Below are 26,862 nucleotides of genomic sequence, written 5' to 3' on the forward strand. Positions count from 1 at the left end.
TGACGCGAAAGGCCGCGGCGTCGCGGGTTCCAGTAGCAGGGCTTATTCCCGAGATCATGAAGGTTCATAATCCGTATGAGACGCGCTGATTCGCGCTTTGCCGGGATGCCGCCATGCAACGCAGCTACGCAGCAGGGAGGTCGACGCGACGGGCGAGGGGAAAGACAATGACCGCGCCACCCGTCGAATTGCAGAAGGCCATATTCGAGGCAGTGAATGGCGATCCCGATTTATCGGCGGCACTGGGCGACGCAAGATTGTTCGACCGTGCGCCGGAAAATGTTGCGTTTCCCCACATGACCTTCGGCCGCACCAGCGTTTACGACTGGGCTACGGGCACGGAGAACAACGCCGAGCAGTTGCTGACGCTGCATGTCTGGTCGAAGTCCGAGGCCAGCAAGGAAACGCTCGACATCATGGACCTGGTCAGCGCCCGCTTGCGAGATGCGGCACTCTCGCTTGGCGAACATCGCCGCGCCTATCTCAAGCTCGAATTCGCCGAAGCCCGCTACGACGAGGACCTTTCGGCCCATCACGGGCTGCTGCGTTTCCGCGCCATGATCGAGGATGAGGGCTGACCGCCGGGCACTTTCCGTAAGAATCGGGCAATTTTGTTCTTGCTTTGTGCCGGCAGCTATGCTACTAATTTCACTATGGTGCTGATTGGCGCCAACGACCCGCCGCCGAGCGGGTTTTTTTGTTTCAGGTCGGTTCGCCTGAACCTGCCTTCGGTTGCCGGATCGATTGTCCCGGATCGATTGTCGAAGTCGGCGCACACCTGAAGCGATTGCCTTCTCCGCCAAATGATGCCGGTTGTCGGCGAAGGATCGGAGGGCTAGGTTAAACTTTGGCGATTTCGCGAGACGGGCGGCGAGATGGCAATCCGGTAATCTCGCGCTTCAGGGGTGTGGCGGGCATGCATTCGAGCGTTCACCGTTCATATCACGTTCAGCACCAGCGCGTTAGAACGCTGACCATGAACATCCTTTGCTCCCACTTCCGGACCGCGGCACTGGCGCTCTCAGCCGCCGGTCTGCTTGCGTCGCAGGCGATGGCGATCCCCGTTGTCGTGCCCGAGCAGCCCCAACCGGTCGTCCTCGCCGCCTCGGACTGCTATGCGATCGGCCAGCAGGTGGCCGAGCAGAATGGCGGCACCCTGGCCAAGGCCTCGCAGTCGACACGCGGCGGCCAGCCGGTCTGCGTCATCGTCGTGCTGGTTCCGGGCAAAGAAGGGCAGCGTCCGCGTCGCTCGGAGATCGTCGTTCCGCTGAACTGAACCGTGCCGTTTCCCAGTCTGCCGGAATCGGCCTATATCTGAACAGCTTCAACAGGCCTCCCGCATGCGCGTACTCGTCGTCGAAGATGACAAGGATCTCAACCGGCAGATCGGCGACGCGCTGGTCGATGCCGGCTATGTCGTCGATCGCGCTTTCGACGGCGAGGAAGGGCACTTTCTCGGCGACACCGAGCCCTACGATGCCGTCGTGCTCGACATCGGCCTGCCGCAGATGGACGGCATCAGCGTGGTCGAGCGCTGGCGGCGTGGCGGCCGCAAGATGCCGGTGCTGATCCTGACGGCACGCGACCGCTGGAGCGACAAGGTTGCCGGTATCGACGCAGGCGCCGACGACTACGTCACCAAACCTTTCCACATCGAGGAAATCCTGGCCAGGGTGCGGGCCTTGATCCGGCGTGCCGCCGGGCATGCCTCGTCGGAGCTGACCTGCGGACCGCTGCGCCTCGACACCAAGGCCTCCAAGGCCGACGTCGATGGTGTACCGCTGAAGCTGACATCGCATGAATTCCGCCTGCTTGCCTATTTGATGCACCATATGGGCGAGGTCGTGTCCCGGACCGAACTGGTCGAGCATCTCTACGATCAGGATTTCGACCGCGATTCCAATACGATCGAGGTCTTCGTCGGACGGCTTCGCAAGAAGATGGGCATCGACATGATCGAAACCGTTCGCGGCATGGGCTACCGCATGCGTAAGCCGGAGGCGTAACGCGGAACCGCTGCCTACAAAACCCGCCGTCTCGAACACGCCGTCGCTGCGGTCATGGCCGCGTTCGCTGGCGTTTCGCGTCATCGCCTTTTCCACGGTCTGGGCGATCCTCACTCTGGTCGTCATCTTCACCTTGATCACCACGCTCTATCGCCAGGCCAGCGAGCGCGGTTTCGACAGCCTGCTCTCGGCGCATCTGTTCAACCTGATCGGCTCGGTCGGCGTTTCCGAAAGCGGCCAATTGACCGGCGCTCCCGACCTTGGCGATTTGAGGTTCTCGGAGCCGAATTCCGGCTGGTACTGGTCGGTCGAGCCCGCCTCGGAAGGCGTGCACGGCGATCTCCATTCGTCGTCGATGACCAAGGCGATCCCGTCGCCAAGCGTTGCCGAGGTGCCATTCAATGCCAGCTTCCAGCGCAGTTATTCGGCGGACGGCATCGAAGGCGAGCAACTGGAGGTGTTCGAGAGCGAGTTCGTCCTCGATGCGAAAAACCGCGCCGCGCGCTTCCGTGTCATGGGCAACCAGACCGAGCTCGAGCAGGAAATCGCCACCTTCCAGCGGCGCCTTTTGACCTATCTGTCGCTGTTCGGCGTCGGCATGATCGCCATCAATGCAATCGCCATCCTGCTCGGCCTGCAGCCGCTGCGCCGGGTCAGGAATGCCCTTGCCATGGTGCGCGAAGGAACTGCGCAACGGCTCGACGGCCGCTTCCCGGCCGAGATCGAGCCGCTCGCCAACGAGACGAATGCGCTGATCGAGAACAACAGGCGTATCGTCGAGCGGTCGCGCACGCAGGTCGGCAACCTCGCGCACTCGCTGAAGACGCCGCTGGCCGTGCTGCTCAACGAGGGGCGGGCGCTGGGTGGCGCCAAGGGCCAGCTCATCGCCGAGCAGGCCGCTTCCATGCAGAAGCAGGTCGACCACTATCTGCAACGTGCCCGCGTTGCCGCGCAGCGCGACAGCGTCGTTTACCGCACGCCGGTGGCGCCGCTGGTCCAGCGCATGGTGCGCGTGCTGCAGAAGCTCAACCCGCGGACCGCGCTCTCGCTCTCGCTGCCGGCCACCGACATCGTCTTTGCCGGCGAACGTGAGGACCTTGAGGAGCTGCTCGGCAATCTGCTCGACAATGCGATGAAATGGGCAAGGAGCGCGGTCGCCGTTTCCGTCAAGCCCATCGCCGGCAGGGAAGGGGCGGCCAATCTGTTCGAGATAGCCATCGAGGATGACGGCCCCGGCATTCCCGAAGACAAGGCGCGCGAGGCATTGCAGCGCGGACGGCGTCTCGACGAGACAAAACCCGGCAGCGGGCTCGGACTTGCCATTGTCGCCGACCTTATCAACGAGTATGGAGGCGTTCTGGCGCTGGAACGATCCGTCATGGGTGGATTGAAGGCGGTGGTTCGATTGCGGAGCCTTCAGTAATGCTTTTCCGGGCGGCTGGCTGCGGCCAAATTTCCGATAAACATCGACATTATGGCCGCGCCAGCCTGCTGACAGCGCGGCGGTCCAGCTCAAGAAAGCCGGTATTGGCATGAAGATTCGCGTCGCGCTCGTTTCCGCCCTGCTCGCCGTCTCCGGCTGTACGACGCTCGGCAAGGGCCCAGCCGTTACGGTGACACCGGCCGCCACGCCTCCCAGTGGCGCCAAGGTCGCGACGACGATCATCGCCGCCATGGGCGGCGGCCTCGTCGGTGGCTCGATCGGCACCGGCTTGAGCGAGACCGAGAAGCGCAGCGCGCTCGAGGCGGAATACAAGGCGCTTGAATATACGGCGAGCGGCCAGAAGGTGGCGTGGAAGAGCGACAGTTCGGCCCATCGCGGCGAAGTTGTCGCCGCCCAGCCCTATCGCGTCGGCTCGCAGGACTGCCGGCAATACACCCATACGGTGTTTACCGGCGCTGCCGGCGCCACCGCGCGCGGAACCGCCTGTCGCAATGCCGACGGCAGCTGGACCCCGCTGACGTAGCTCGCCGGCCGTTGATACACCGATCCCGGTCCGGCACTATCGATCGGAGCGGTCCCGTCAAAGCGTCGCAGCACGCTTGTGTTGGCAGGGCAAGGGTCTCGTTCTATTGGAAGAGCCATGCTGTTCTGGGTCATAGCCGCAATCCTGACGCTGGGCGCAAGCCTGGCGGTGCTGCTGCCGTTGGCGGGCGAAACAAAGAACACGTCCGCTGCCGGCGATCACGACCTTGAAGTCTATCGCGACCAATTGGCCGAGCTTGACCGCGACGTGGCGCGTGGCCTGATCCGGCCAATGGAGGCCGAAGAGGCGCGCGCCGAGATCGCCCGCCGCATCCTTCGCCTGAGCAATGCCGGCCCGGCCGGCACGACGGCGACACAGCGGTCGACAAGGCTGGTGGCGACCGCTGCCGTGCTGGTGGTTCCGCTGGTTAGCTGGGGCCTTTACGGCCAGCTCGGCTCACCCGACCTGCCGTCGCAGCCGCTCAGCGAACGCCTGGCCAAGAACCCCGCCGACAGCTCGGTGGACGAGCTGGTGGCACGCGCCGAAGCGCACCTTGCGGCCAACCCGTCCGATGGCCGCGGCTGGGACGTGCTGGCGCCGGTCTATCTGCGCATGCAGCGATACGCCGATGCGGTAACCGCCTACCGCAATGCCATTCGCCTTGACGGCGACAGTGCCGCCCGTCAAGCCGGCCTCGGCGAGGCGATCGCCAATGCGGCCGGCGGCATCGTTTCAGCCGACGCCCAGGCTGCTTTCGAGGCGGCGCTGAAGCTCGATCCGGCAAACCCGAAGGCCTCGTTCTATCTCGCCATGGGCTTGGCGCAGGAAGGCCGCACAGCTGAAGCGACGGCGGCTTGGCAAAAGATGCTTGCCGCCTTGCCGCAGGGCTCGCCGTGGCGCGGTGCCGTCGAGCAGGCGCTCGCTGAATCCGCCGCCCGCAACGTCGCTTCGGAGGCGCCCGCGAAAGGGCCGAGCGCCGACGATATCGATGCTGCCTCCTCGATGTCGCCGCAGGACCGGCAAGCCATGATCAGCACCATGGTTGCCGGCCTCGACGAAAAGCTTCGGCAAAATCCGCGCGACGAGGAAGGGTGGATGCAGCTCGTTCGTTCCTATGCCGTGCTGGGCAAGACAGATCAGGCGCGTGACGCACTCAATCGCGGTATCGCCGTCTTTGGCGCGGACAGCGACCAGGCCAGGAAATTCACCGCCTTTGCCGCCTCGCTCGGCGTGACGGCGACGGAGTAGACGATGACGCGCAAGCAGAAACGACTGTCGGTGATCGCTGCGGGGCTGGCCTTCCTCGGGGTTGCCACCGGGCTGACCTTCTATGCGCTCGGCCAGAAGGCCTCCTACTTCTACATGCCGGCCGATCTGGCCACCGCCAGCCTTCAGCCGGGCCAGCGTATCAGGCTCGGCGGCCTCGTCGAAAAAGGCACAGTAGAGCGTAGCCAGGGCGCCACCGTCGCCTTTTCGGTGACCGACAACCAGAAGGACGTCAAGGTTACCTATACCGGCATTCTTCCCGACCTTTTCCGGGAAGGGCAGGGCGTGATCACCGAAGGCTCGTTCGGCCCTGACGGAATCTTTGTCGCCGACAGCGTGCTCGCCAAGCATGATGAGACCTATATGCCCAAGGAAGTGGCCGACGGCCTCAAGGCCAAGGGCGTCTGGCAGGAGAGCAAGAGTGACTAGAGAGGTTCCGCAAAAGTGTTCCACGGTTTTGCGGCAAGAACCTGCGGCAAAACCTGGCGAGCGCGGCGACAATGGTTGAAACCGGACATTTCGCCCTGGTCCTGGCGTTTGCGCTGGCCCTGGTGCAGACGGTGGTGCCGCTGTTCGGTGCGCGCACCGGCAACCACAAGATGATGGCCGTCGGCGCACCCGCCGCGCTGACCGGCTTTGCCTTGACAGCGCTGTCCTTCGTGGCGCTGGCGACCGCGTATGCAGGCTCCGACTTTTCGGTGGAGAGCGTCTGGGAGAACTCGCATTCGCTGCAGCCGCTGATCTACAAGATCACCGGCACTTGGGGCAATCACGAAGGTTCGATGCTGCTCTGGGTGCTGATCCTGACCTTCTTCGGCGCGCTTGTCGCCGTCTTCGGCGGCAATCTTCCGGCGACGCTCCGGGCCAATGTGCTTGCGGTGCAGGGAGCGATCGGCGCTACTTTCTTGCTGTTCATCCTGACGACGTCGAACCCGTTCGTCAGGCTCAATCCGGCGCCCATCGAGGGCCGCGATCTCAATCCGATCCTGCAGGATCTCGGCCTCGCCATCCATCCGCCGCTGCTCTATCTCGGCTATGTCGGCTTTTCGATATGCTTTTCCTTCTCGGTCGCCGCCCTCATCGAAGGCCGCATCGACGCATCGTGGGCGCGCTGGGTGCGGCCGTGGACGCTGGTCGCCTGGATGTTCCTCACCGGCGGCATCGCCATGGGCTCCTACTGGGCCTACTACGAGCTCGGCTGGGGCGGCTTCTGGTTCTGGGATCCGGTCGAGAACGCGTCCTTCATGCCGTGGCTGGCGGGCACGGCGCTGCTGCATTCGGCGATTGTCATGGAAAAGCGCTCGGCGCTGAAGATCTGGACGCTGCTGCTGGCGATCCTGACCTTCTCGCTGTCGCTGCTCGGCACCTTCCTGGTGCGCTCCGGCGTGCTGACCTCAGTCCATGCCTTCGCCACCGATCCGACGCGCGGCGTTTTCATCCTCTGCATCCTGACGCTGTTCATTGGCGGCTCGCTGGCGCTGTTTGCCTTGCGCGCCTCCCGGCTGACGGCCGGCGGCCTGTTTCACCCGATCTCGCGCGAAGGCGCGCTGGTCCTCAACAATCTGTTCCTGACCACCGCCACCGCCACCGTGCTGGTCGGCACGCTCTACCCGCTCGTAGTCGAAGCGCTTTCGGCCGACAAGATTTCTGTCGGCGCGCCGTTCTTCAACCTGACATTCGGCCCGCTGATGGTGCCGCTGCTGGTCGTCGTGCCGTTCGGGCCACTGCTCGCCTGGAAGCGCGGCGACATTTTCGCGGTCGCCCAACGCCTGATGGCGGCTTTCGCGGCGGCGCTGCTCGCCGTGCTGGTGACCGCCCTGTTCATCGATGGCGCTTCGGTGTTGGCGGCACTCGGTGTCGGCCTTGCCTTCTGGCTGATCTGCGGCGCGTTCACCGATCTCGCCGTCAAATCCGGCTTCGGCACCGTCGCGCCCGCCACCGTGCTCAGGCGCTTCGCCGGCCTGCCGCGCTCGGTCTTCGGCACAGCGCTTGCGCATCTCGGCCTCGGCCTGACGACGCTCGGCATTGTCGGCACGCTTTGCTTCGGCACCGAAAAAATCCTGTCGATGCATGCCGGCGATACAGTCGAACTGTCCGGCCACACCCTGCGCTTCGAGGGGCTCTACCCGGCCCAGGGGCCTAACTACAGCGAGGATCGCGGCCGCTTCGCCCTGCTTGGCGCTGACGGCAGCATCGCTGGCGAGATCACCTCAGCCAAGCGTTCATACCCGGTGCGCCAGATGACAACGACCGAATCCGGCATCAGCACGATCGGCTTCAGCCAGCTCTATCTCTCGCTTGGCGACGAGGCCAGCGACGGCTCTGTAGTCGTTCGTCTGTGGTGGAAGCCGCTGGTGACGCTGATCTGGGGTGGCGGCCTGGTGATGATGGCGGGTGCGGCGATGTCGCTGCTCGACCGCCGCCTGCGTGTCGGCGCGCCGTCGTCCCGCAAGCCGGCGGGCGCCGTGCCATCGGCGAGCCCGCCATGAGCCAAAGGGTCACGCTGGCCTCGCTGGTCCTCTTGCTGGCGCTGTTGTTCGCCGGCGCCGCGCAGGCGGTCAAGCCCGACGAGGTGCTCGCCGACCCGGCGCTCGAGGCGAGGGCGCGCGCTTTGTCGGAAGGCTTGCGCTGCATGGTCTGCCAGAATCAGTCGATCGACGAGTCCGATGCCGACCTTGCCCGTGACCTGCGCATCCTTGTGCGCCAGCGCCTGGTCGCCGGCGATACCGACCGGCAGGTGATGGACTATGTCGTTTCGCGCTACGGCGAATTCGTGCTGCTGAAGCCACGCTTCAATCTGCGCAACGCCTTGCTCTGGGGGACGCCAGTTCTTCTGCTGCTCGTTGGCGGGACGTTCATCCTGCTGGCCGCCCGCTCGCGCCGCTCGACGGCGACCAATGCCCTGACCGCGGACGAGAAGGCGGCGCTGGACGCGATACTCCGCCGCGATTGATCCTAACATTACGAAAGTTTCATGTACCGGAAATGGCGCCGTAATGTGCGGTTCTCTATTTCCTTTGTCGAGGATGCCAATCAAGGGGCGTCCCTTGAAAAGAGGATACGAGAACCATGAATGTTGCCCCCAATTCATATCTTCGCACCCGCAAACGCCTGCTGGCCGCAGCCGCATCCCTGGCCATTGCCGGCGCGATCGGCTTTGGTGCTGTTGCTACCGGGACAGCCCCGGTTCTGGCCGACGCCGTGCGTGTCGAGGCACCGCAGGTCCCGAGCTTCGCCGATGTGGTCGAGCGCGTTTCGCCGGCGGTCGTCAGCGTGCGCGTCAAGGCCAAGATCCAGTCGACGGCCGATGACGGTTCCGGCCAGATGGACGACGAGGACGGCCTAGGCAATCTTCCCGACAATCCGCAGCTGCGCCGGTTCTTCCGCGAATTCCGCGGCTTTGGCGACCAAGGCGGCGACCAGGGTCCGAACGGAATGCGCCGTTTTGGGTACCGTGACCGCAACAACGACCAGCCGCGGCCGGTGGCGCAAGGGTCGGGCTTCTTCATCTCCGATGACGGCTATCTCGTCACCAACAACCATGTCGTCGAGGAAGGCACCGCCTTCACCGTGGTGACCAATGACGGCAAGGAACTCGACGCCAAGCTGATCGGCACCGATCCGCGCACCGACCTTGCCGTGCTCAAGGTCAATGATGGCAGCAAGTTCACCTATGTCGACTTCGCCGATGATTCCAAGGTTCGCGTCGGCGACTGGGTGGTGGCGGTAGGCAATCCGTTCGGCCTCGGCGGCACGGTTACCGCAGGCATAGTTTCGGCCCGCGGCCGCGATATCGGCGCCGGTCCCTATGACGACTTCATCCAGATCGACGCCTCGGTGAACCGCGGCAATTCGGGCGGCCCGACCTTCAATCTCAACGGCCAGGTCGTCGGCATCAACACCGCGATTTTCTCGCCGTCAGGCGGCAGCGTCGGCATTGCCTTCGATATTCCCGCTTCGACCGCCAAGCAGGTCGTGCAGGATCTGATGAAGAACGGCACAGTCCAGCGCGGCTGGCTCGGCGTCGAAATCCAGCCGGTCACGCCCGAAATCGCCGAGTCGCTTGGCCTTGGGTCCGGCAAGGGCGCGCTCGTTGCCAGCGCGCAGGACAACAGTCCCGGCAAGAAGGCCGGCATCACTGCCGGTGACGTGATCACTCAGGTGGACGGCAAGGACGTTGCTTCGCCGAAGGAACTCGCCCGTCTGATCGGCGCTTACCCGCCCGGCAAATCGGTCGATGTCACGGTGTGGCGCAACGGTAAGAGCGAGGCGGTCAAGGTCGATCTCGGCAAGCTGCCGTCGAGCGACAAGCAGGCCTCGGCCGACCAGCAGCCTGCACCCGCGCCGAAGACCGACACGCTGGCCGATCTCGGCCTGACCGTCACCAAGTCCGACAATGGCAAGGGTCTTGTGGTGACCGATGTCGACCCCGACAGCGATGCCGCCGATCGCGGCATCCAGCCCGGTGACGTCATCACCTCCGTCAATTCGACGGAAGTGACCGGCACCGGCGACATCGACAAGGCGATGGCCGACGCGGTGAAGTCCGGACGCAAGGCGGTGCTGATGCAGATCACCCGCGACGACAGCAACCGCTTCGTCGCGCTGCCTGTCGCCAAGGGCTGACGACCGGCTCGACTTTTCCGGTGCGGCGGTTTTCACACCCCCGAGCCGCCGCACGGGAAAGCACGGGGCCTGAATACGTTAGTCAGTCATCGTGTTCCGCCCCAGCGGCAGCGGGCTTCCGATCGCCCGCTGCCGCTCGAACATGCCGCTCAAAGCGTGAAGCGGTTTAGGCTACGGCATGCTAAAACAAAGACTTACCGCGTATCCCTGAATCACCTTGTTCGCGATACGCCATGGAGACGGCCACGATGCATATGCCGGCCACTCAATCTTCCAGCGAAATCGCGTATAACGGTTCTATGAAGATTCTCGTCATAGAAGACGATCGCGAGGCGGCCGACTACCTGCAGAAGGCGTTCGCCGAGGCCGGCCATACCGCCCATGTCGCCGGAGACGGCGAAACCGGCTTCGCACTCGCTGATTCCGGCGACTATGACGTCATGGTCGTCGACCGCATGATGCCGCGCCGCGACGGCCTGTCCGTCATTGCCGGGCTCAGGTCCAGAGGCAATACGACGCCCGTGCTGATCCTGTCGGCGCTCGGCGAAGTCGACGACCGGGTCACCGGTCTGCGTGCCGGCGGCGACGACTATCTGACCAAGCCCTACGCCTTTTCCGAACTGCTCGCCCGCGTCGAGGTGCTGAACCGCCGCGCCAGCGCCAGGGAGGCAGAAACCGTCTACCGGGTCGGTGATCTCGAACTCGACCGGCTGTCGCATTCGGTGCGGCGCGCCGGGCGCGAGATAACGCTGCAGCCGCGCGAGTTCCGCCTGCTCGAATATTTGATGCGCCATGCCGGCCAGGTAGTGACGCGCACCATGCTGCTCGAGAACGTCTGGGACTACCATTTCGATCCGCAGACCAACGTCATCGACGTTCATATCTCGCGGCTGCGCGGCAAGATTGAGAAGGGCTTCGACAAGCCGATCCTGCACACGGTTCGCGGCGCCGGCTATATGCTGAAAAGCGGCTAGAACCTCATGGCCCTTTCCGTGCCGGCCATCATGAGGACGACGGCAGCGCGGCTTTCAGCGCTTTATCTTCTGCTTTTTGCGCTGTGCGCTGTGCTGCTGGTCTTGTACATGACCTCGCTCTCGGCGCGCATGCTGACTGCCCAGACGCAGGAGACGATCAACGACGAGGTACTCGGCCTTGCCCGCGCCTATCAGCGCGGCGGCCTGCCGGTGCTGGTCCGCGTCGTCGAGCAGCGCTCCCGCCAGCCCGGCGCCAATCTCTATCTGATCGCCGATGCCAACGGCCAGATCCTGACCGGCAACGTGCAGAGCCTGGAGCCGGGCGTGATTGAGGCCGAGGGCTGGACCACCGAACCGTTCTCCTACCGCCGCTTCGGCGAGGGCGAGCTCGAGCGGCAGCGCAACCCGGTCTCCGACCCGAACGAGCCCGCGCAGAACGAGGTCCAGGCCGAAGGCGAGAAAGGCCACAACGCCATCGCCCTGGTGCTGCGCCTGCCCAACCAGATGATCATGCTGGTTGGCCGCGACCTCGGCGAGCCGGAGCGCTTCCGCGCCGTCATTCGCCGCGCCTTGATGCTGGCGCTCGGCATGATGGGCGTCGGCGGGCTGCTGATCTGGTTCTTCGTCGGGCGCGCTGCGCTGAAGCGCATCGACAGTGTGTCGGAGGCGAGCCGCCGCATCATGGGCGGCGATCTTTCCGGCCGGCTGCCGGTCACCGGCGCCGGCGACGAGTTCGACCGGCTGTCGGAAAACCTCAATTCCATGCTGGCCAGGATCGCCACGCTGAACGAGGGACTGAAGCAGGTCTCCGACAACATCGCCCACGACCTGAAAACGCCGCTGACCAGGCTGCGCAATCGCGCCGAAGCGACGCTTTCCGGCAAGCACAACACCAGCGACTACCGACAGGCGCTGGAAGGAACGATCGCCGAATCCGATCAGCTGATAAAGACCTTCAACGCCATCCTGATGATCTCACGGCTGGAGGCCGGCTATTCCTCCGAAAGCACCACCAGGGTCGACCTAGCCGCTGCCGTGCACGACGTCGTCGAACTCTACGAGCCTGTGGCGGAAGAGGCGGGTGTGACGCTCGAAACCTCGGTACAGGGTGCCTTCGCCGTCAACGGCAATCGCGAGCTGATCGGCCAGGCGCTGTCCAATATCGTCGACAACGCGATCAAATATTCGACCGACTCGACCTCCAGGCCTACGGTTCGCGTGACGCTGGAGCGTATCGATGGCGAGATCAGGCTTGCTGTTTCCGACAACGGCCAGGGCATTCCCGACGATGTCGACCGCGCCAGGGTGACCGAGCGTTTCGTGCGGCTGGAAAAGAGCCGCTCGCAGCCGGGTTCCGGCCTTGGCTTGAGCCTCGCCAAGGCGATCATGACGTTCCACAATGGACGGCTTGAGCTTCTGCCCGGCAATCCCGGATTGTCCGTCGTCATGAGTTTTCCCGGGCGGGAGGATCGCTGATGGTGGCGAGGATGGCAGCGCGACGCCGCGAGACGGACTGGCTTTTGAAGCCGGCGGTAAAGCTCGTTCCGCTGGATGCAAGCCGCGCCAGGCAGGAATTGGCGGAGATCGCCGACGCCGCGCGGCAGGAAGAACTGCCGCGACTGGCGAAATTTCTCGCCGGCAAGGGGGTCGTCCAGGATTTCCTCGCCGCCGTTTTCGACCTGTCGCCGTTCCTGCGCGATACCGCGCGCCGCCGGCCGCGAATCCTCGATGCGCTTTTTGACGAGACCATCGAGGCGCGGCTGTCATCGATCGGCGCCGCGGTCGACAAGGCAGCGCGCGCAGAGGCCGTCTCCGAAGGCAGCCTGATGATGGAGCTGCGCCGATGCAAGGCGGAGGCGCATTTCCTGATTGCCTTGGCCGATCTCGCCGGCGAGGCCGAGACTTCGCTGACGGTGCGGCGACTGAGCGACCTTGCCGACGCCTGCACGCGTGCAGCCGTCGATTTCCTGCTCCGCGACGCGCATGAGCAAGGCAAGCTCAGTTTGCCGGATCCGAAAAATCCGGCGCAACGCTCGGGCTGGATCCTGCTCGGCATGGGCAAGCTCGGTGCGCATGAGCTGAACTTCTCCTCCGACATCGACCTCGTCGTCTTCTTCGACCCCGATGCGCCTGCCGTCGTCGATCCGCTCGATGCCACCGAGCTGTTTTCGCGCCTGACCCGCCGGCTGGTCCGCATTCTCCAGGACCGCACCGAGCACGGTTACGTCTTCCGCACCGATCTCAGGCTTCGTCCCGACCCCGGCTCGACGCCGCTGGCGATCCCGGTCGAGGCGGCGCTGCGCTACTATGAGGCGCGCGGCCAGAACTGGGAGCGCGCCGCCATGATCAAGGCGCGCCCGGTGGCTGGCGATCTTGCCGCCGGCGCCGCGTTCCTGAAGGAACTGCAGCCCTATATCTGGCGCAAATACATGGACTATGCGGCGATCGCCGACGTCCATTCGATCAAGCGCCAGATCCACGCCCACAAGGGCCATGGCGAGGTCGCGGTCAAGGGCCACAACGTCAAGCTCGGCCGCGGCGGCATCCGCGAGATCGAGTTCTTCGTCCAGACCCAGCAGCTCATCGCCGGCGGTCGCTTTCCCGAACTGCGCGGCCGCGAGACCGTGCCGATGCTTGGCGAACTCTCCGCGCGTGGCTGGATCACTGCCGATGCGCGCGATGCGCTCACCAGGCAATACTGGTTCCTGCGCCGCGTCGAGCACGCCATCCAGATGGTTGCCGACCAGCAGACGCACATCCTGCCGGAGGACGAAGAGGGGCTGGAGCGCGTCGCCCGCATGCTGGGCTTTGCCGATGCGGCAGGCTTTGCCGAAGCGTTTCGCGCGGCCCTGCACCAGGTCGAGCGCCACTATGCAGCGCTGTTCGAAACCGCGCCGGAGCTTTCGGCAGGCATCGGCAATCTGGTCTTTACCGGCGACGTCGACGATCCCGACACCTTGCAGACCCTGAAGCGGCTCGGCTTCCAGCGGCCGAGCGACATCTGCCGGGTTATCCGCGGCTGGCACTTCGGCCGGTATCGCGTCACCCGGTCGGCGGAAGCGCGCGAGCGGCTGACCGAACTGACGCCGGCGCTGCTGCAAGCCTTCGGCCAGACGCGGCGGGCGGACGAGGCAGTGATCCGCTTCGACGAATTCCTTGCCGGCCTGCCTGCCGGCATCCAGCTGTTTTCGCTGCTGCATTCGAACCCGGCTTTGCTGAAGCTGATGGCGACGATCATGGGCGCGGCACCGCGGCTGGCCGCCATCATCACGCGCCGGCCACATGTCTTCGACGGCCTGCTCGATCCGGCGCTGCTGAGTGAACTGCCCAACCGCGCCTATCTGTCGGCGCGTCTTGCCGCCTTCCTCGAAGGCGACAGGGCCTATGAGGACGTGCTCGACCGACTGCGCATCTTTGCTTCGGAGCAAAAGTTCCTGATCGGCGTCAGACTGCTTGCCGGGTCGATCGATCCACCGCGCGCCGGCCGCGCTTTTTCCGACCTCGCCGATCTGACCATCGAGGCGGCATTGCAGACGGTGACGGCGGAATTTGTGCTGCGTCATGGCCGTATTGCCGGCGGCAGGGTCGCACTGCTCGGCATGGGGAAGCTCGGCAGCCGCGAACTGACGGCAGGTTCCGACGTCGACCTCATCCTGCTCTACGATCACGACGCCGATGCCGAGGAGTCCGACGGCGACAAGCCGCTTGCCCCGTCGCATTACTACAGCCGACTGACGCAGCGGCTGATCGCCGCCGTTTCCGCGCCGACGGCCGAGGGCGTGCTCTATGAGCTCGACCTTCGCCTGCGGCCGTCCGGCAACAAGGGGCCGGTGGCCACCCATGTCGACGCCTTCAAGAAGTATCAGCGCCAGGACGCCTGGACATGGGAGCACATGGCGCTGGCGCGAGCCCGCGCGATCGGCGGCGATGCCGAGCTCTGCCGCGAGGTCGAAGGGGAAGTTGCCGCAGTGCTCGCTCTGCCGCGTGATCCAGTCAAGGTGATGGCCGAGGCATCCGAGATGCGCGCCATGGTCGACAAGGAGAAGCCGCCGCGCGATACCTGGGACATCAAGCTGATCCCGGGCGGCCTCATCGATCTCGAATTCATCGCCCAGGTTGCGGTGATTACCGGAAAGATCGAGGCAGGCCGCAGGGCCACCGGCACGGCTGACATCCTGTCGCGCCTGGCGCCGGATTTCGCCAGCGCCCAGGTCAGGCAGGAACTGGTGGATGCCTATTCGCTCTATCTGGCGCTGACCCAGATAATACGGCTTTGCCTTACCGGCGCGTTCGAACGCGACGACGTTCCGCCAGGGCTTTCGGATCTGCTTCTGGCGGTCACCGACCTGCCGGATTTCGGTGTGCTTGAAGCGCACCTCAAGGAGACGTCGCAGAAGGTCAGAAAGGATTTTGACCTTTTGCTTCGTGCGAAATAACCGTGACGGCAATCGGCCGAACGGGCGAGAGCATCGGAGCCAAAAGTGGCGACCTGCTTTGGGAGCTTCCGATGCTCAAACAAGGAGATAGAGCGGGGATTGAAGATCTGCCGCTCTAGCATCGGGGGTGACGATGCAACAGGAGAAGACCATGAGAAAGACGACCAGACTTGCACTCGTTTTCGCAGCCCTGGCCGGCGCCGTCGGCACCGCTGCCTATGCAGACGAGCACTCCGGCGCCGGGCCGCGCGAGGGCATGATGATGCGCCTCGGTAAGGTCATGAAGGACAATGACGGCACCATCACCTTCGACCAGTTCTCCGACGCCATGAACGCGCGGCTGAAGAAGATGGTCGCCGACAATGGCGGCAAGCTGACCGTGGCACAGCTCGCCGACGCGCTGGAGAAGGCACGCTTCGAGCAGATGGCCAGGCGCATCATCGCCCGCTACGACACCAAGGGCGACGGCACGCTGACCGCCGACGACATCACCAGCCGCCAGAAGAAGGTGTTCGCCATGCTCGACCGCGACAATGACGGCAAGATCGAGAAGAACGAACTGCCGAAGGGTCCCGGCCGTCACCACCAATGGGGCGGCGACGGCAATGACGGCATGCAGTGAGAATTAATAACCTCTCCGGCGGCGCGAGCCGCCGGAGACTTATTTTGTCGTTTCAGGCAGCGGCCTTGACCGCCTGCGTGGCTTTCTTGATCGGGATGCGTACCGAGACGATCGTGCCGACGCTTTCGGTCGAGCGGATCTTCAACGCGCCACCCTGAAGCTCGGCCAGCGAGCGCGAGATGGCGAGGCCGAGGCCGGAGCCGGCATGGCTCTTGGAGAACTGGTTTTGCACCTGTTCGAACGGCCGCCCGAGCTTGCTCAGCGCCGCCTTCGGGATGCCGCAGCCATTGTCCTCGATCGTCAGGATCAGCGCGCTGGAAATGCTGCGGGCCCTGACCGAGATGTGGCCGCCTTGCCCGGTGAACTTCACGGCATTCGATAACAAATTGATGAGGATCTGCTTGATCGCCCTGCGGTCGGCGAACAGCGTCAGCGAATCGGCGATGCGGGTTTCGACGGTGATCGATTTTTCCGCCGCCTGCAGCGAAACGACGCGAACCGTTTCCCTGATCAGCGGGCAGAGATCGATTTGTTCCTGATCCAGCGCGAACTGGCCGGCCTCGATCTTCGACATGTCGAGGATATCGTTGATGACGCCGAGAAGATATTTGCCGCTGCCGTTGATGTCGGTGGCATACTCTTCGTAGCGCGGCGAACCCAGCGGCCCGAACAGGCCCCGTTCCATCAGTTCCGAAAAGCCGATGATCGCGTTGAGCGGCGTGCGCAACTCGTGCGACATATTGGCCAGGAATTCAGATTTGGCCCGGTTCGCCGCTTCCGCTCGCTCGGTTTCCTTCATGTATTTGCGATTGAGCTCGACGAGTTCGCGGGCCCGTTCTTCTTCCGCCCGACGGGCAAGGCTGAGGTCGTGGATCGTTGCCATCAAACGGCGCTCGCTGTCGACCAGCTTCTCCTGGTGCAGCTTGATCTGGGTGATGTCGGAGCCGACCGAGACGGTGCCGCCGTCCCTTGTCCGCAATTCGTTCACCTGAAGCCAGCGGCCGTCGGCAAGCTGGCGCTCGAAGGTCACGCCCCCCTGCGGTCCGTTGGTATTGGCAAGCCGCCGCTCCGAGGCGAACGCCAACATGCGTTCATCCAGCACGGCGCGCGGGGCGCCCGGCATCACGTCGCGATCCGACAGGCCGTTATCCTGCTGGTATTTGGAATTGCACATGATCAGGCGCTCGGACGAATCCCACAGCACGAAGGATTCGTTGATGTTTTCGATGGCTGTCCTCAGGCGCAGGTCCGCGGCTTCGGAGCGCAGCGCCAGGTGCCGCTGCTCGGTGACGTCGACGGCGATGCCGATCAGCTGGATCTCCGGGGCTTCCGGGTCGATAACCTGTGCTCTTGCCCGCATCCAGACCCATTGCCCGTCGGCATGACGCATCCGGAACACCTGGTCGATGTGGTCGATCTCGCGCCCGACGATCCTGTTGGCGAGTTCAAACAAATCGCCGTCCTCGGGATGGATGATTTCGTCGACTTCGCCGAACGACAGCATCGTGTCGCAAGGCTCGTAGCCCAGCATGTCGTACATCGAGCGCGACCAGTACATCTTGCCGCGCACCATGTCCCAGTCCCACAGGCCGCAGCGGCCGCGCACCAGCGCCATGTCGATGCGCTGGTGGGCTTCGAGATAGATGCGGTCGGCGGCCTGGGCGCGCGCCGCCTGGCCGAAATAGGCGTAGAGGATGATGATCAGCACGCCGGCCGTCAGCACAAACAGCGTGACGTTGAGCGAGACCGTCTTGCGCCAGGTGTCAAAAACTGCCTCCTGCGGCACAAAGGCTGCCGCGGCACCCCTTCGGCCATTCGCCAGGCTCACCGCCGCGTACCAGTCCTGTCCGCCGATGCTGACCTCCATCACCCCGGCGCGGTCGCCGAACATGAACAGCGGCTGCCCGCCCTGCACGACGCCATCGAGCGATCGCCCCTCCCAGTGCGTCGACTGCGGCGATACGGCAATGATCTTGAAGGCGCTGTCGGTGATCGCCAGTACGTGGCTTCGGCCCATCGCGCCCTGACGGCCGGTTCCCTCCAGCAGGTCCTGGATCGCGCCGGGCGTCGAAACCATGGTCGCGTCGGCAGCGATCGAACTGGCCAGTTGGCCCGCGGCCAGCGCAAGGATCGCCTTGGCGTCGCGCTCGATCTCGTCGCGCTCGTTCATCAGCGACAGAAAGCGCAATACTGCAATGATCAACAGAAAGATGATGATGAGGGCCGGTATCGATCGCCGCAACAGCGGCTCGGCTGCCAGCAGCCGTCGGTAGGCAGGTTCGGCGATGAGCCGCGTATTGCCGGCGAGACCGTCGCTTCGCGCCTCGCGTCGCTCAAAAGCCGTCCCACCGGGCGCGCCCCACGCGTCCGCCTTCGCCATAAATGGCACTCCCCGATTTTCAATCTGCTTGACGATCCGGCAACGCCGCACTTCCGAATCGTCTGTAAAGAATCAAAGGTGATTCGCCTTGTCCAGAGGCGCGGCGAAAAAAGATTAAAAATCGACTAAAATAATGCGGTTTTCGGGCGAGACGCCATTGTGGTGGTGAGCCGGCGCGTTGTCAGGCCAGCGTGCGCTCGACGATGTCTCGCAAATCGGCCGACAGCTTCTCTGCATTGGCGATCGAAAGCAGCGCCTCCCTTGCCTTGGCCTGCCGCACCGGTTCGAGCGACCGCCAAGACCTGAGCGCCGTCGCCAGCCTGGCGGCCACCTGCGGGTTGCGCTTTTCCACCTGCAGCACCGTTTCGACGAAAAGCCGGTAGCCCTCGCCGTCGGCGCTATGGAAGCCGGTCTGGTTGGCGCTGGAAAACGTACCGATGAGTGAGCGCACCCGGTTCGGGTTGGCCATCGAGAACGTCGGGTGGCCGGTCAAAGCGCGCACCGCATCGACGGTTTGCGGGCCGGGCACACTGGCCTGGATCTGGAACCATTTGTCCATGACCAGCGCATCGGTTGCATATCTCGCCTCGAAATCGGCCAGCGCCTTGGTCGCCTCCGGTGAGCCGTGGTGACGGTGCGCAAGCACGGTCAACGCCGCGGCCCGGTCGGTCATGTTGGTCGCCGACTGGAAGTGCCGGGCAGCGAGTTCCGCGCCTCCCGGCAGCAAGCAGAGATAATCCAGCAGGACATTGCGCAGTGCACGCCGCCCGGCACTGGTCGCATCCGGGCTGAACGGACCATTGTCGGCGAGCCGATCGTAAAGTTTGGAGAATATCTCGCTGTTGGTCTCGGCGATCGCAACCACTAGCGCCTCGCGCGCCGCGAAAATGGCGTCGGGGTCGATGTTCTTGCCAATGTCGCGGGCGATATCGGCCTCGCCGGGCAGCGCCAGCGCCAATGCCCGATAGGCGGGTTCGAGTGCTTCGTCGCCGGCTATCTTGCCCGCAAGCTCGGTCAGCCGGGCGCTGAACTCGGGTTGCCTGTGGTCCAGGATCTGACGGAAGGCTGCAATCAGGGCATCGGTCAAAAGCGTGTTGAACGCCTGCCAGCGCGAGAAGGCGTCGCTGTCATGGCCAGCCAGAAAAAACTGGTCGTCGGGCCGTTGCTCGACCGAAAGCGTCACCGGCGCCGAAAAGCCACGGTTGAGCGACATGGCCGGACGCTCGGCAATCCCGGAAAACCTGACGACATGGCGACGTTTGCGGATATGGATGACACTGTCCTCGACGTTCGCCCCTTCGACGCCGCTATGCGCTATCGCCTCGCCACCGGCGCCAACCAGGCCGAAGGCAAGCGGAATGTGCATCAGCCGCTTGCGGCTTTCCGCCGGTGTTGGCGGCACCGACTGCTCGATTTCGAGCGTGAATTCTCGCGCCGCCGGATTATATGCTGAACTGACGGTCAGGTTCGGCGTACCGGCCTGATGGTACCACAGCGAAAACTGCGACAGGTCGCGACCGGAGACGTCTTCGAACACCTTGATGAAGTCTTCGATTGTCGCCGCCTGGCCGTCGTGACGTTCGAAGTACAGGTCCATGCCGGCGCGGAACGTCTCGGCGCCGAGGATGGTATGGATCATGCGCACGACTTCCGAGCCCTTTTCGTAGACCGTCGCCGTGTAGAAATTGTTGATCTCGCGGTAGCGGCGCGGCCGCACGGGATGCGCCAGCGGCCCCTGGTCCTCGGGAAACTGATGGGCGCGCAGCGTACGCACCTCGGCGATGCGCTTGACGGCGCGCGAGCGCTGATCGGCGGAGAATTCGTGGTCGCGGAAAACGGTCAGGCCTTCCTTCAGGCAAAGCTGGAACCAGTCGCGGCAAGTGATTCTGTTACCTGTCCAATTGTGGAAATACTCATGGGCAATGATGGCTTCGATGTTGGCGAAATCGGCGTCCGTCGCGGTTTCCTGGTCGGCCAGCACATACTTGTCGTTGAAGATGTTGAGACCCTTGTTCTCCATCGCGCCCATATTGAAGTCGGATACGGCGACGATGTTGAAGACATCGAGGTCGTATTCGCGGCCGAACGCCTCCTCGTCCCATTTCATCGAGCGTTTCAAGGCATCCATGGCGTAGCCGGCGAGCCTCTCCTTGCCCGGTTCGACATAGATTCCGAGCTCGACGTTGCGGCCAGACAGGGTAACGAAACTGTCCGAGATCTTGCCGAGGTCGCCCGCCACCAGCGCAAACAAATAGGACGGCTTGGGGAACGGGTCGTGCCAGACCGCATAGTGCCTGCCGCCGGCAAGTTCGCCGCTGCCGGCCGGGTTGCCGTTGGACAAAAGCAGCGGCGCCTCACGGCGCTGAGCTTCGATGCGCACCGTATAGACCGACAGGATGTCGGGGCGGTCGAGGAAATAAGTGATGCGGCGAAAGCCTTCGGCCTCGCACTGCGTGCAATAGACGTCGCTGGAGCGATAGAGGCCCATAAGCGCTTCGTTCCGCGCCGGCGCCAGCACGGTTTCGATTCTCAGTTGGAAGCGCCTTGCCGCAGGGGGGCTGACGATTGTCAGTTGATCGGGCGTGGCGAGAAAATCCGCAGGGCTCGTTTCCTGGCCGTCGATGGCGATGCTGCTGAGCGTCAGCCCGTCGCCATCGAGCACCAGCGGCACTGATGCCGCAATCCCGTCGCGGCGTTCGACCGCCAGCACGGCGGTGACATGCGTTGCTTCAGGTGAAAGGCGGAAAGTCAGGCTGGTTTCCGGAATGAGATAATCGCTGGGGCGATAGTCTTCGAGCTTGAAGACCTGGCCGGTATCGGTGCGCATTCCTTGATTTTTCCTGTCGATCCGGGAGTGGCGGGCGGGTCCGCTGGTCCAAATAAATTGAAGTCTGCGCTCTTTACACGAAACACTCCCTCGACAAAACTGCAGCGACGTCTATTTCAGGCGATCATTTCCCAAGCATCATCGCGAGGCTTCCATGACCGTCGTCACGCCGAAATTCGGGATGGGCGCCTCGGTGCTGCGTCGCGAGGCCTTCAAGGGCGCCGGGGAGGCGAGTACGATCGGGTCGACGCGTGCCGCGCTCAATGAGGTGACCGACGCTCTCTATAGCGCCTACGGCATCAGACATATCGACATGCCCGCAACGCCGGCGCGCATCTTGGCGGCGATCCAGGAAGCAAAAGGGGCGTGACAGCCGAACGGGACTTGCCAGTGCTTGCTGCCGGCGACCACGCCGGCGAACACAGCACGCTAACCGGGATCGTGCTCAAGATCGTATCGGTGGCGGTCTTCGTCGGCATGTCGTCCTGCATCAAGGCGGCAGGCACGGTGCCGGCGGGCCAGATCGTCTTTTTCCGCTCCTTCTTTGCCATCTTTCCGATCATCGCCTTCCTCGCCTTCCAGGGGAAACTCGGCACCGCCTTTTCGACAAAGCGCCCGCTCAACCACATTGCGCGCGGTGTTGTCGGGGTTTGCGCCATGGGGCTCGGCTTCTTCGCGCTGACGCGGCTGCCGCTGCCCGAGGCGATTACGCTGAACTACGCGCAGCCGCTGCTGGTCGTGGTGTTCAGTTCGATCTTCCTCGGCGAAGCCATCCGCATCTATCGCTGGAGCGCGGTTGCCGTCGGCCTGGTCGGGGTGCTGATCATCTCGTGGCCGGAACTGACGCTGCTGGGCTCGGGCGCTGCCCTTGGCGACCAGGAGGTGCTCGGCGTCATCGCCGCCCTCATGGCCGCGGCGATCTCGGCCATCGCCATGCTCCTGGTACGCAACCTCGTCCAGAGCGAGCGGACGGCGACCATCGTGCTGTGGTTCTCTGTGACGGCGAGCGTCATGGCGCTGCTTTCGCTGCCATTCGGCTGGCAGGCGCTGACGCCAGTGCAGGCGGGGCTTCTGATTGCCGCGGGTTTTTGCGGCGGGCTCGGCCAGATCCTGATGACCTCGGCCTATCGCCATGCCGAAGCTTCGGTCGTGGCACCGTTCGAATACACCTCGATGATCCTCGGCGTCGTGGTCGGCTATCTGGTCTTTGGCGACGTCGCCACGATCAACATGCTGGTCGGCGGCATTATCGTCGTCGCAGCGGGCATTTTCATCATCTGGCGTGAGCGCCAGCTCGGCCTCGAACGCACCCGCACGCGCAAGGCGATCGCGCCACAGGGGTGATCAGCCTTTCGCCGCGTCGGCCCGCCCTTTCGCCAGCCGCACCAGCACCGCCCGCGTCTGCTCGTCGGCCGGGAAAAAGGATTCGATCGCCAGCTCCGACAACGTCACGTCGAGCGGCGTGCCGAATACGGTGATGGTGCTGATGAACGACAGCATCGCGTCGCCATGGGCAAGCTTGAGCGGATGGACAATCGCATTCGGTTCGACCGGCGCCGGCCGGCTGCCTTTGAGGCCGGACGGATAGGCCCGAAGCTCGCGCTCGAGCTCGACCAGCACCGGATCGGCGGTAGCATCGTTCTGCTGCTTCAGCCGCTCCAGAAGATGCGTCCGCCATTCCGCAAGGTTGACGATGCGCGGCGCGATGCCGCCGGGATGCAGGCTGAGGCGCAGCACGTTGACCGGCGGCGTCAGCAATGAGGCATCGGCGACATTGGCGAGGAACGGGCCTATGGCGGCGTTCGCCGACACCAGGTTCCAGTGCCGGTCGACGGCAAGCGCCGGGAACGGCTCGTGCGCCTTGAGCACGGTCTCGACCGCCGCCATCGCCGGCGCCATCGAGGCATCGTCAAGCGGCCGCTCACTGAAGCTCGGGGCAAAGCCGGCGGCCAGCAGCAGCTGGTTGCGCTGCCTGAGCGGGATCGAAAGCTGCTCGGCCAGATGCAGCACCATATCGCGCGAGGGTGCGGCGCGGCCGCTTTCGACGAAGCTCAGATGCCGCTGCGAGATCTCGGCCTCCATGGCGAGGTCGAGCTGGCTCATGCGCCGGCGTGTACGCCATTCGCGAATGAGACTGCCGGCGGAAATCTGGACTGCTGTCATGACGAGATGACTAGGCCGGTGGGAGAGGGATTTCAATTACCTGGGAAGTCATCGGCACTGTCTTTCCCTTCTCCACCACAGAGAGAAGGAAGAGGCGCGCGAACCTCAACTCAGCGCCCGCAACTTCGCCTTCACTTCGAGGAAATCCCGCCACGCCAGCTTCTTGTGCGCCGGCGTCCTCAGGAGATAGGCCGGATGCAGGGTCGGCATGGCGGGAATTGCGACGCCGGATGGGGTCGTGTGGACGCGCCAGTTGCCGCGCAGCCGCAATATGCCTTCAGAGGTGTTGAGCAGGGTCTTTGCCGACGGGCCGCCGAGATTGACCAGCACTTTCGGAGCAACCAACTCGATCTGCCGTTCGATGAACGGCCGGCATATCTCGGTCTCGTGCGGCGTGGGCGTGCGATTGCCCGGTGGCCGCCAGGGAATGACATTGGCGATGTAGACTGAATTTCGATCAAGACCGATCGCGGCCAGGATGTGGTCGAGCAGCCGGCCAGAGCGGCCGACGAACGGCAGGCCCTCTATGTCCTCGTCGCGGCCCGGCGCTTCGCCGACCAGCATCACCTCGGCAGTCGGATTGCCGTCGGCGAACACCAGGTTCTTGGCCGTGAATTTGAGATTGCAGCCGTCGAATGCCGCCATGTGCTGGCGAAGCTCGTCGAGGTTTGCCGCCGACCTCGCCAGTTGCCGCGCTAACGCTGCCTGCGCCTCGTCGGGCACCGTTGCGGTGGCCGGGGGCATTCGCACAACCGGGGCCGTATTCGGTCTCTCGCCCATTTCGGCGCGCGACACGCTCGTCGAGCGTTGCGGCGCCGCATTTTCACCGGCCGGCAGAGCGGCCGCCGCGGGTACCCGCTCCGGCGGCCTGGCTTCTGCAAACCTGTTTACCGGCTGTTCTTCAAGTGCCTCATCGACGCCAGCGCTGGCGTAGAAGGCCAGCAGCTCGGCGAGATCGGCTCGGTTATTGTGGGGGGCGGCAGTCATGGTTTCACATTCGGCCGCGGAGCTTGAATTTGCAAGTTCAGCTCGACGGTATGCGCGGATCCTGCACCAGATAGAACGTCCAGCGCGGCGTGTAGTCGGTGATCAGGAAATAGAAGCTGGCGGTCTTCAGCGGGTCGATCTTGCCGTTCTTGAACAGCAGGCGGTCATACGGTTCGAAATTGCGGTCGAAATCGGCGTAGCTGCTCGACCAGATATTTTCGGGCGTTTTGTTGCGCTGGTCGAACGACAGGCCGTCGCCGAACACGCTCGGCTGGTCGAGGATCTCCTGGAGTTCGAACTGGAACTCGACCCAGGCCTGGCCGCTATTGTTGAGCACGTCGATGCGCATGTACATCAGCCCATTGGCGAAGTCTCCAGCCTTGCCGAACGGCTGGATCGGCTTGGTCGTGCGAATGGCCAGCGTTACCGGCGTCGCTGAATTCAGCTCTTCGGTGATGACGAGCGGATCCTCCTTCGTGCCGACGCCCGAAGCCCCGGTGATGCGGAAGCCGCCGCGCTCGTCGGAAAAGGAGTAGGCGCCGGTCGCCCAGACCAGTCGTGGGTCGGCGCGGGCATCAACGGCCGCCAGCGGCAGAAGCGCCAAGAACGCCGCACGGCAAATCCGGCCGGGCGTGAAAAAAAAGCGCGTCGATGAAAAGCCAGCCGGCCCGAATATGCGCATGGCGGGAAGTATGGCCGATAAGCAAGCCGTCGAACAATTAAAAACATCAGTGCGACATATCTCTACAAACGGAATAGGATTGAAGATTGGTGCTCGCCACCGCGAATCTGTGCGGCAGGACGCGACTTTTTGACGAAATCGGTATTGTCACGTCCGCGCCGGTTTCCCGTCGCTATTTGATGCGCTATGCAGCGCGTGAGCCAGCAAGATGCCGGGAATAGCGAGCCAGTGAGGGGTCGATGAGCGATATCGAACGCGAAAGCATGGAATTCGACGTGGTCATCGTCGGCGCCGGCCCGGCCGGCCTCGCCGCCGCGATCCGTCTCAAGCAGGTCAATCCCGAGCTTTCCGTTGTCGTGCTGGAAAAGGGCGGCGAAGTCGGCGCGCACATCCTGTCCGGCGCCGTCGTCGATCCGATCGGCATCGACCGGCTGTTGCCGGGTTGGCGCGAAGAGGAGGGTCATCCCTTCAGGACACCGGTCACCGACGACCATTTCTTGGTTCTCGGCCCCGCCGGTTCGTTCCGTCTGCCCAATATCCTGATGCCGCCGCTGATGAACAATCACGGCAACTATGTCGTCTCGCTCGGCAATGTCTGCCGCTGGCTGGCGACAAAGGCCGAGGCGCTGGGCGTCGAGATCTATCCGGGCTTTGCCGCGGTCGGCCTGCTCTACAACGAGGCCGGTGCGGTCACCGGCGTCGTCACCGGCGACATGGGCGTCGAGAAGGACGGCACGCACGGCCCGGGCTTTGCGCCGGGCATGGCGCTGATGGGCAAATATGTCTTGATCGGCGAGGGCGCGCGCGGCTCGCTGGCCAAGCAACTGATCGCCAAATATCACCTTTCCGACGGTCGTGAGCCCGGAAAATACGGCATCGGCCTCAAGGAACTCTGGCAGGTCAAACCGGAAAACCACCGGCCGGGCCTTGTCCAGCATTCCTTCGGCTGGCCGCTCGATATGAAGACCGGCGGCGGCTCCTTTCTCTACCATCTCGAGGACAATCAGGTGGCAGTCGGCTTCGTCGTTCACCTGAACTACAAGAACCCCTATCTGTCGCCCTTTGACGAGTTCCAACGCTTCAAGACCCATCCGGCGATCCGCGGCACCTTCGAGGGCGCCAAGCGGCTGGGCTATGGTGCCCGCGCCATCACCGAAGGTGGCTGGCAGTCGGTGCCGAAACTGTCCTTCCCCGGCGGTGCGCTGATCGGCTGCGCGGCCGGCTTCGTCAACGTGCCGCGCATCAAGGGCTCGCACAATGCCGTGCTCTCCGGAATGCTGGCCGCCGAGCATGTCTGTGATGCGATAGCCGCCGGCCGCGCCAATGACGAGCTGGCCTCCTACGAGGCCGCCTGGCGCGCCACCGACATCGGCAAGGATCTGAAGAAAGTGCGCAACGTCAAGCCGCTATGGACGCGCTTCGGCACCATTGTCGGCGTCGGCCTTGGCGGGCTCGACATGTGGCTGAACACGCTGTTCGGCTTCTCGCCCTTCGGCACGATGAAGCACGGCAAGGCCGACTACGCCACGCTGGAACCGGCCGCCGCGCACCAGAAGATCGCCTATCCGAAGCCGGACGGGGTGCTGACCTTCGACCGGCTGTCGTCGGTGTTCCTGTCCAACACCAACCACGAGGAAAACGAGCCGGTGCATCTGCTCGTCGCCGACATGGACCTGCAGAAGCGCTCCGAACATGACGTCTATGCCGGGCCCTCGACGCGTTACTGCCCGGCTAGCGTCTACGAATGGGTCGACAAGGACGGCAATGCCGCCGCCGATCCTGCGGCCAAGGATGTGCGCTTCGTCATCAACGCGCAGAACTGTGTGCACTGCAAGACTTGCGATATCAAGGACCCGAACCAGAACATAAATTGGGTGCCGCCACAGGGCGGCGAGGGCCCGGTCTACCAGAACATGTAAGTCACAA

23 protein-coding genes are annotated in these 26,862 nt (G+C 64.0%); 18 read left to right on the plus strand and 5 right to left on the minus strand.

Annotated elements, in window-relative coordinates:
* Positions 1–167 precede the first annotated feature (167 nt).
* The 14 genes from NKH05_RS10195 to NKH05_RS10260 all read left to right on the plus strand — a co-directional run bounded on the left by NKH05_RS10195 (position 168) and on the right by NKH05_RS10260 (position 15,897).
* Complete coding sequence (locus tag NKH05_RS10195) at positions 168–578, plus strand: DUF3168 domain-containing protein (RefSeq protein ID WP_023718393.1); 411 nt, start codon at positions 168–170, stop codon at positions 576–578.
* A 398-nt stretch (positions 579–976) separates the two neighbouring features.
* Positions 977–1,276: a hypothetical protein gene (locus NKH05_RS10200; protein ID WP_023718391.1), complete on the plus strand. Its 300-nt coding sequence runs from the start codon at positions 977–979 to the stop codon at positions 1,274–1,276.
* Between the two features lie 64 nt (positions 1,277–1,340).
* Positions 1,341–2,006 (plus strand): response regulator transcription factor, encoded by a 666-nt coding sequence (locus NKH05_RS10205; RefSeq protein WP_023718390.1) that lies wholly within the window; start codon positions 1,341–1,343, stop codon positions 2,004–2,006.
* Positions 2,007–2,016: 10 nt separating this feature from the next.
* A complete protein-coding gene (locus tag NKH05_RS10210) occupies positions 2,017–3,429 on the plus strand; it encodes an ATP-binding protein (protein ID WP_051409642.1) in 1,413 nt (470 codons plus the stop codon).
* A 109-nt stretch (positions 3,430–3,538) separates the two neighbouring features.
* Positions 3,539–3,973, plus strand: a complete 435-nt coding sequence (locus tag NKH05_RS10215; protein WP_023718388.1) for an RT0821/Lpp0805 family surface protein — start codon at positions 3,539–3,541, stop codon at positions 3,971–3,973.
* Between the two features lie 117 nt (positions 3,974–4,090).
* The gene (gene ccmI, locus NKH05_RS10220) at positions 4,091–5,221 is read left to right on the plus strand and encodes a c-type cytochrome biogenesis protein CcmI (RefSeq protein WP_023718387.1); all 1,131 of its coding nucleotides are present in this window, start codon (positions 4,091–4,093) and stop codon (positions 5,219–5,221) included.
* A 3-nt stretch (positions 5,222–5,224) separates the two neighbouring features.
* The gene (gene ccmE, locus NKH05_RS10225) at positions 5,225–5,668 is read left to right on the plus strand and encodes a cytochrome c maturation protein CcmE (RefSeq protein WP_023718386.1); all 444 of its coding nucleotides are present in this window, start codon (positions 5,225–5,227) and stop codon (positions 5,666–5,668) included.
* A 71-nt stretch (positions 5,669–5,739) separates the two neighbouring features.
* Positions 5,740–7,728 (plus strand): heme lyase CcmF/NrfE family subunit, encoded by a 1,989-nt coding sequence (locus tag NKH05_RS10230; protein WP_023718385.1) that lies wholly within the window; start codon positions 5,740–5,742, stop codon positions 7,726–7,728.
* Positions 7,725–8,192: a cytochrome c-type biogenesis protein gene (locus tag NKH05_RS10235; RefSeq protein ID WP_352588740.1), complete on the plus strand. Its 468-nt coding sequence runs from the start codon at positions 7,725–7,727 to the stop codon at positions 8,190–8,192. The genes NKH05_RS10230 and NKH05_RS10235 overlap by 4 nt, the downstream gene beginning before the upstream one ends.
* Positions 8,193–8,308: 116 nt before the next feature.
* The gene (locus NKH05_RS10240) at positions 8,309–9,865 is read left to right on the plus strand and encodes a Do family serine endopeptidase (RefSeq protein WP_353025351.1); all 1,557 of its coding nucleotides are present in this window, start codon (positions 8,309–8,311) and stop codon (positions 9,863–9,865) included.
* Positions 9,866–10,164: 299 nt separating this feature from the next.
* The gene (locus NKH05_RS10245; RefSeq protein WP_254819962.1) at positions 10,165–10,839 is read left to right on the plus strand and encodes a response regulator transcription factor; all 675 of its coding nucleotides are present in this window, start codon (positions 10,165–10,167) and stop codon (positions 10,837–10,839) included.
* A gap of 6 nt (positions 10,840–10,845) precedes the next feature.
* Entirely contained in the window at positions 10,846–12,315 is a 1,470-nt protein-coding gene (locus NKH05_RS10250) for a sensor histidine kinase (protein ID WP_352788993.1), read from the plus strand.
* Positions 12,315–15,275: a bifunctional [glutamine synthetase] adenylyltransferase/[glutamine synthetase]-adenylyl-L-tyrosine phosphorylase gene (locus NKH05_RS10255; RefSeq protein WP_353025353.1), complete on the plus strand. Its 2,961-nt coding sequence runs from the start codon at positions 12,315–12,317 to the stop codon at positions 15,273–15,275. Before NKH05_RS10250 ends, NKH05_RS10255 begins: the two co-directional genes overlap by 1 nt.
* Positions 15,276–15,426: 151 nt before the next feature.
* Entirely contained in the window at positions 15,427–15,897 is a 471-nt protein-coding gene (locus NKH05_RS10260; protein ID WP_352481890.1) for an EF-hand domain-containing protein, read from the plus strand.
* Positions 15,898–15,949: 52 nt separating this feature from the next.
* Here the strand turns inward: NKH05_RS10260 and NKH05_RS10265 are convergent, their stop codons facing one another.
* Positions 15,950–18,277, minus strand: coding sequence for a PAS domain-containing sensor histidine kinase (locus tag NKH05_RS10265; protein WP_023718378.1), 2,328 nt, complete (start codon positions 18,275–18,277; stop codon positions 15,950–15,952).
* A 181-nt stretch (positions 18,278–18,458) separates the two neighbouring features.
* Positions 18,459–21,104 (minus strand): aminopeptidase N, encoded by a 2,646-nt coding sequence (gene pepN, locus NKH05_RS10270; protein ID WP_352481888.1) that lies wholly within the window; start codon positions 21,102–21,104, stop codon positions 18,459–18,461.
* A 154-nt stretch (positions 21,105–21,258) separates the two neighbouring features.
* On the opposite strand from pepN, the gene NKH05_RS10275 reads away from it, so the two are divergent.
* Together NKH05_RS10275 and NKH05_RS10280 are read left to right on the plus strand one after the other, a co-directional pair.
* Complete coding sequence (locus NKH05_RS10275) at positions 21,259–21,474, plus strand: hypothetical protein (RefSeq protein WP_023718376.1); 216 nt, start codon at positions 21,259–21,261, stop codon at positions 21,472–21,474.
* Positions 21,471–22,448 (plus strand): DMT family transporter, encoded by a 978-nt coding sequence (locus NKH05_RS10280; protein ID WP_502899437.1) that lies wholly within the window; start codon positions 21,471–21,473, stop codon positions 22,446–22,448. The genes NKH05_RS10275 and NKH05_RS10280 overlap by 4 nt, the downstream gene beginning before the upstream one ends.
* Here the strand turns inward: NKH05_RS10280 and NKH05_RS10285 are convergent, their stop codons facing one another.
* The 3 genes from NKH05_RS10285 to NKH05_RS10295 form a co-directional block, all read right to left on the minus strand.
* On the minus strand, positions 22,449–23,267 hold the full coding sequence (locus NKH05_RS10285) for a helix-turn-helix domain-containing protein (RefSeq protein ID WP_352481886.1): 819 nt from the start codon (positions 23,265–23,267) through the stop codon (positions 22,449–22,451). It lies immediately after the preceding gene.
* A 105-nt stretch (positions 23,268–23,372) separates the two neighbouring features.
* Positions 23,373–24,254: a uracil-DNA glycosylase gene (locus NKH05_RS10290; RefSeq protein ID WP_352850251.1), complete on the minus strand. Its 882-nt coding sequence runs from the start codon at positions 24,252–24,254 to the stop codon at positions 23,373–23,375.
* A 37-nt stretch (positions 24,255–24,291) separates the two neighbouring features.
* Positions 24,292–24,936, minus strand: coding sequence for a hypothetical protein (locus NKH05_RS10295; protein WP_023718372.1), 645 nt, complete (start codon positions 24,934–24,936; stop codon positions 24,292–24,294).
* Here NKH05_RS10295 and NKH05_RS10300 point away from each other — a divergent pair.
* Together NKH05_RS10300 and NKH05_RS10305 are read left to right on the plus strand one after the other, a co-directional pair.
* Positions 24,887–25,069, plus strand: coding sequence for a hypothetical protein (locus NKH05_RS10300; RefSeq protein ID WP_198030476.1), 183 nt, complete (start codon positions 24,887–24,889; stop codon positions 25,067–25,069). The genes NKH05_RS10295 and NKH05_RS10300 overlap by 50 nt on opposite strands.
* Positions 25,070–25,175: 106 nt before the next feature.
* The gene (locus NKH05_RS10305) at positions 25,176–26,855 is read left to right on the plus strand and encodes an electron transfer flavoprotein-ubiquinone oxidoreductase (RefSeq protein WP_352639544.1); all 1,680 of its coding nucleotides are present in this window, start codon (positions 25,176–25,178) and stop codon (positions 26,853–26,855) included.
* Positions 26,856–26,862 lie beyond the last annotated feature (7 nt).

Source organism: Mesorhizobium sp. M1399 (assembly GCF_040317735.1).
GTDB lineage: Bacteria > Pseudomonadota > Alphaproteobacteria > Rhizobiales > Rhizobiaceae > Mesorhizobium.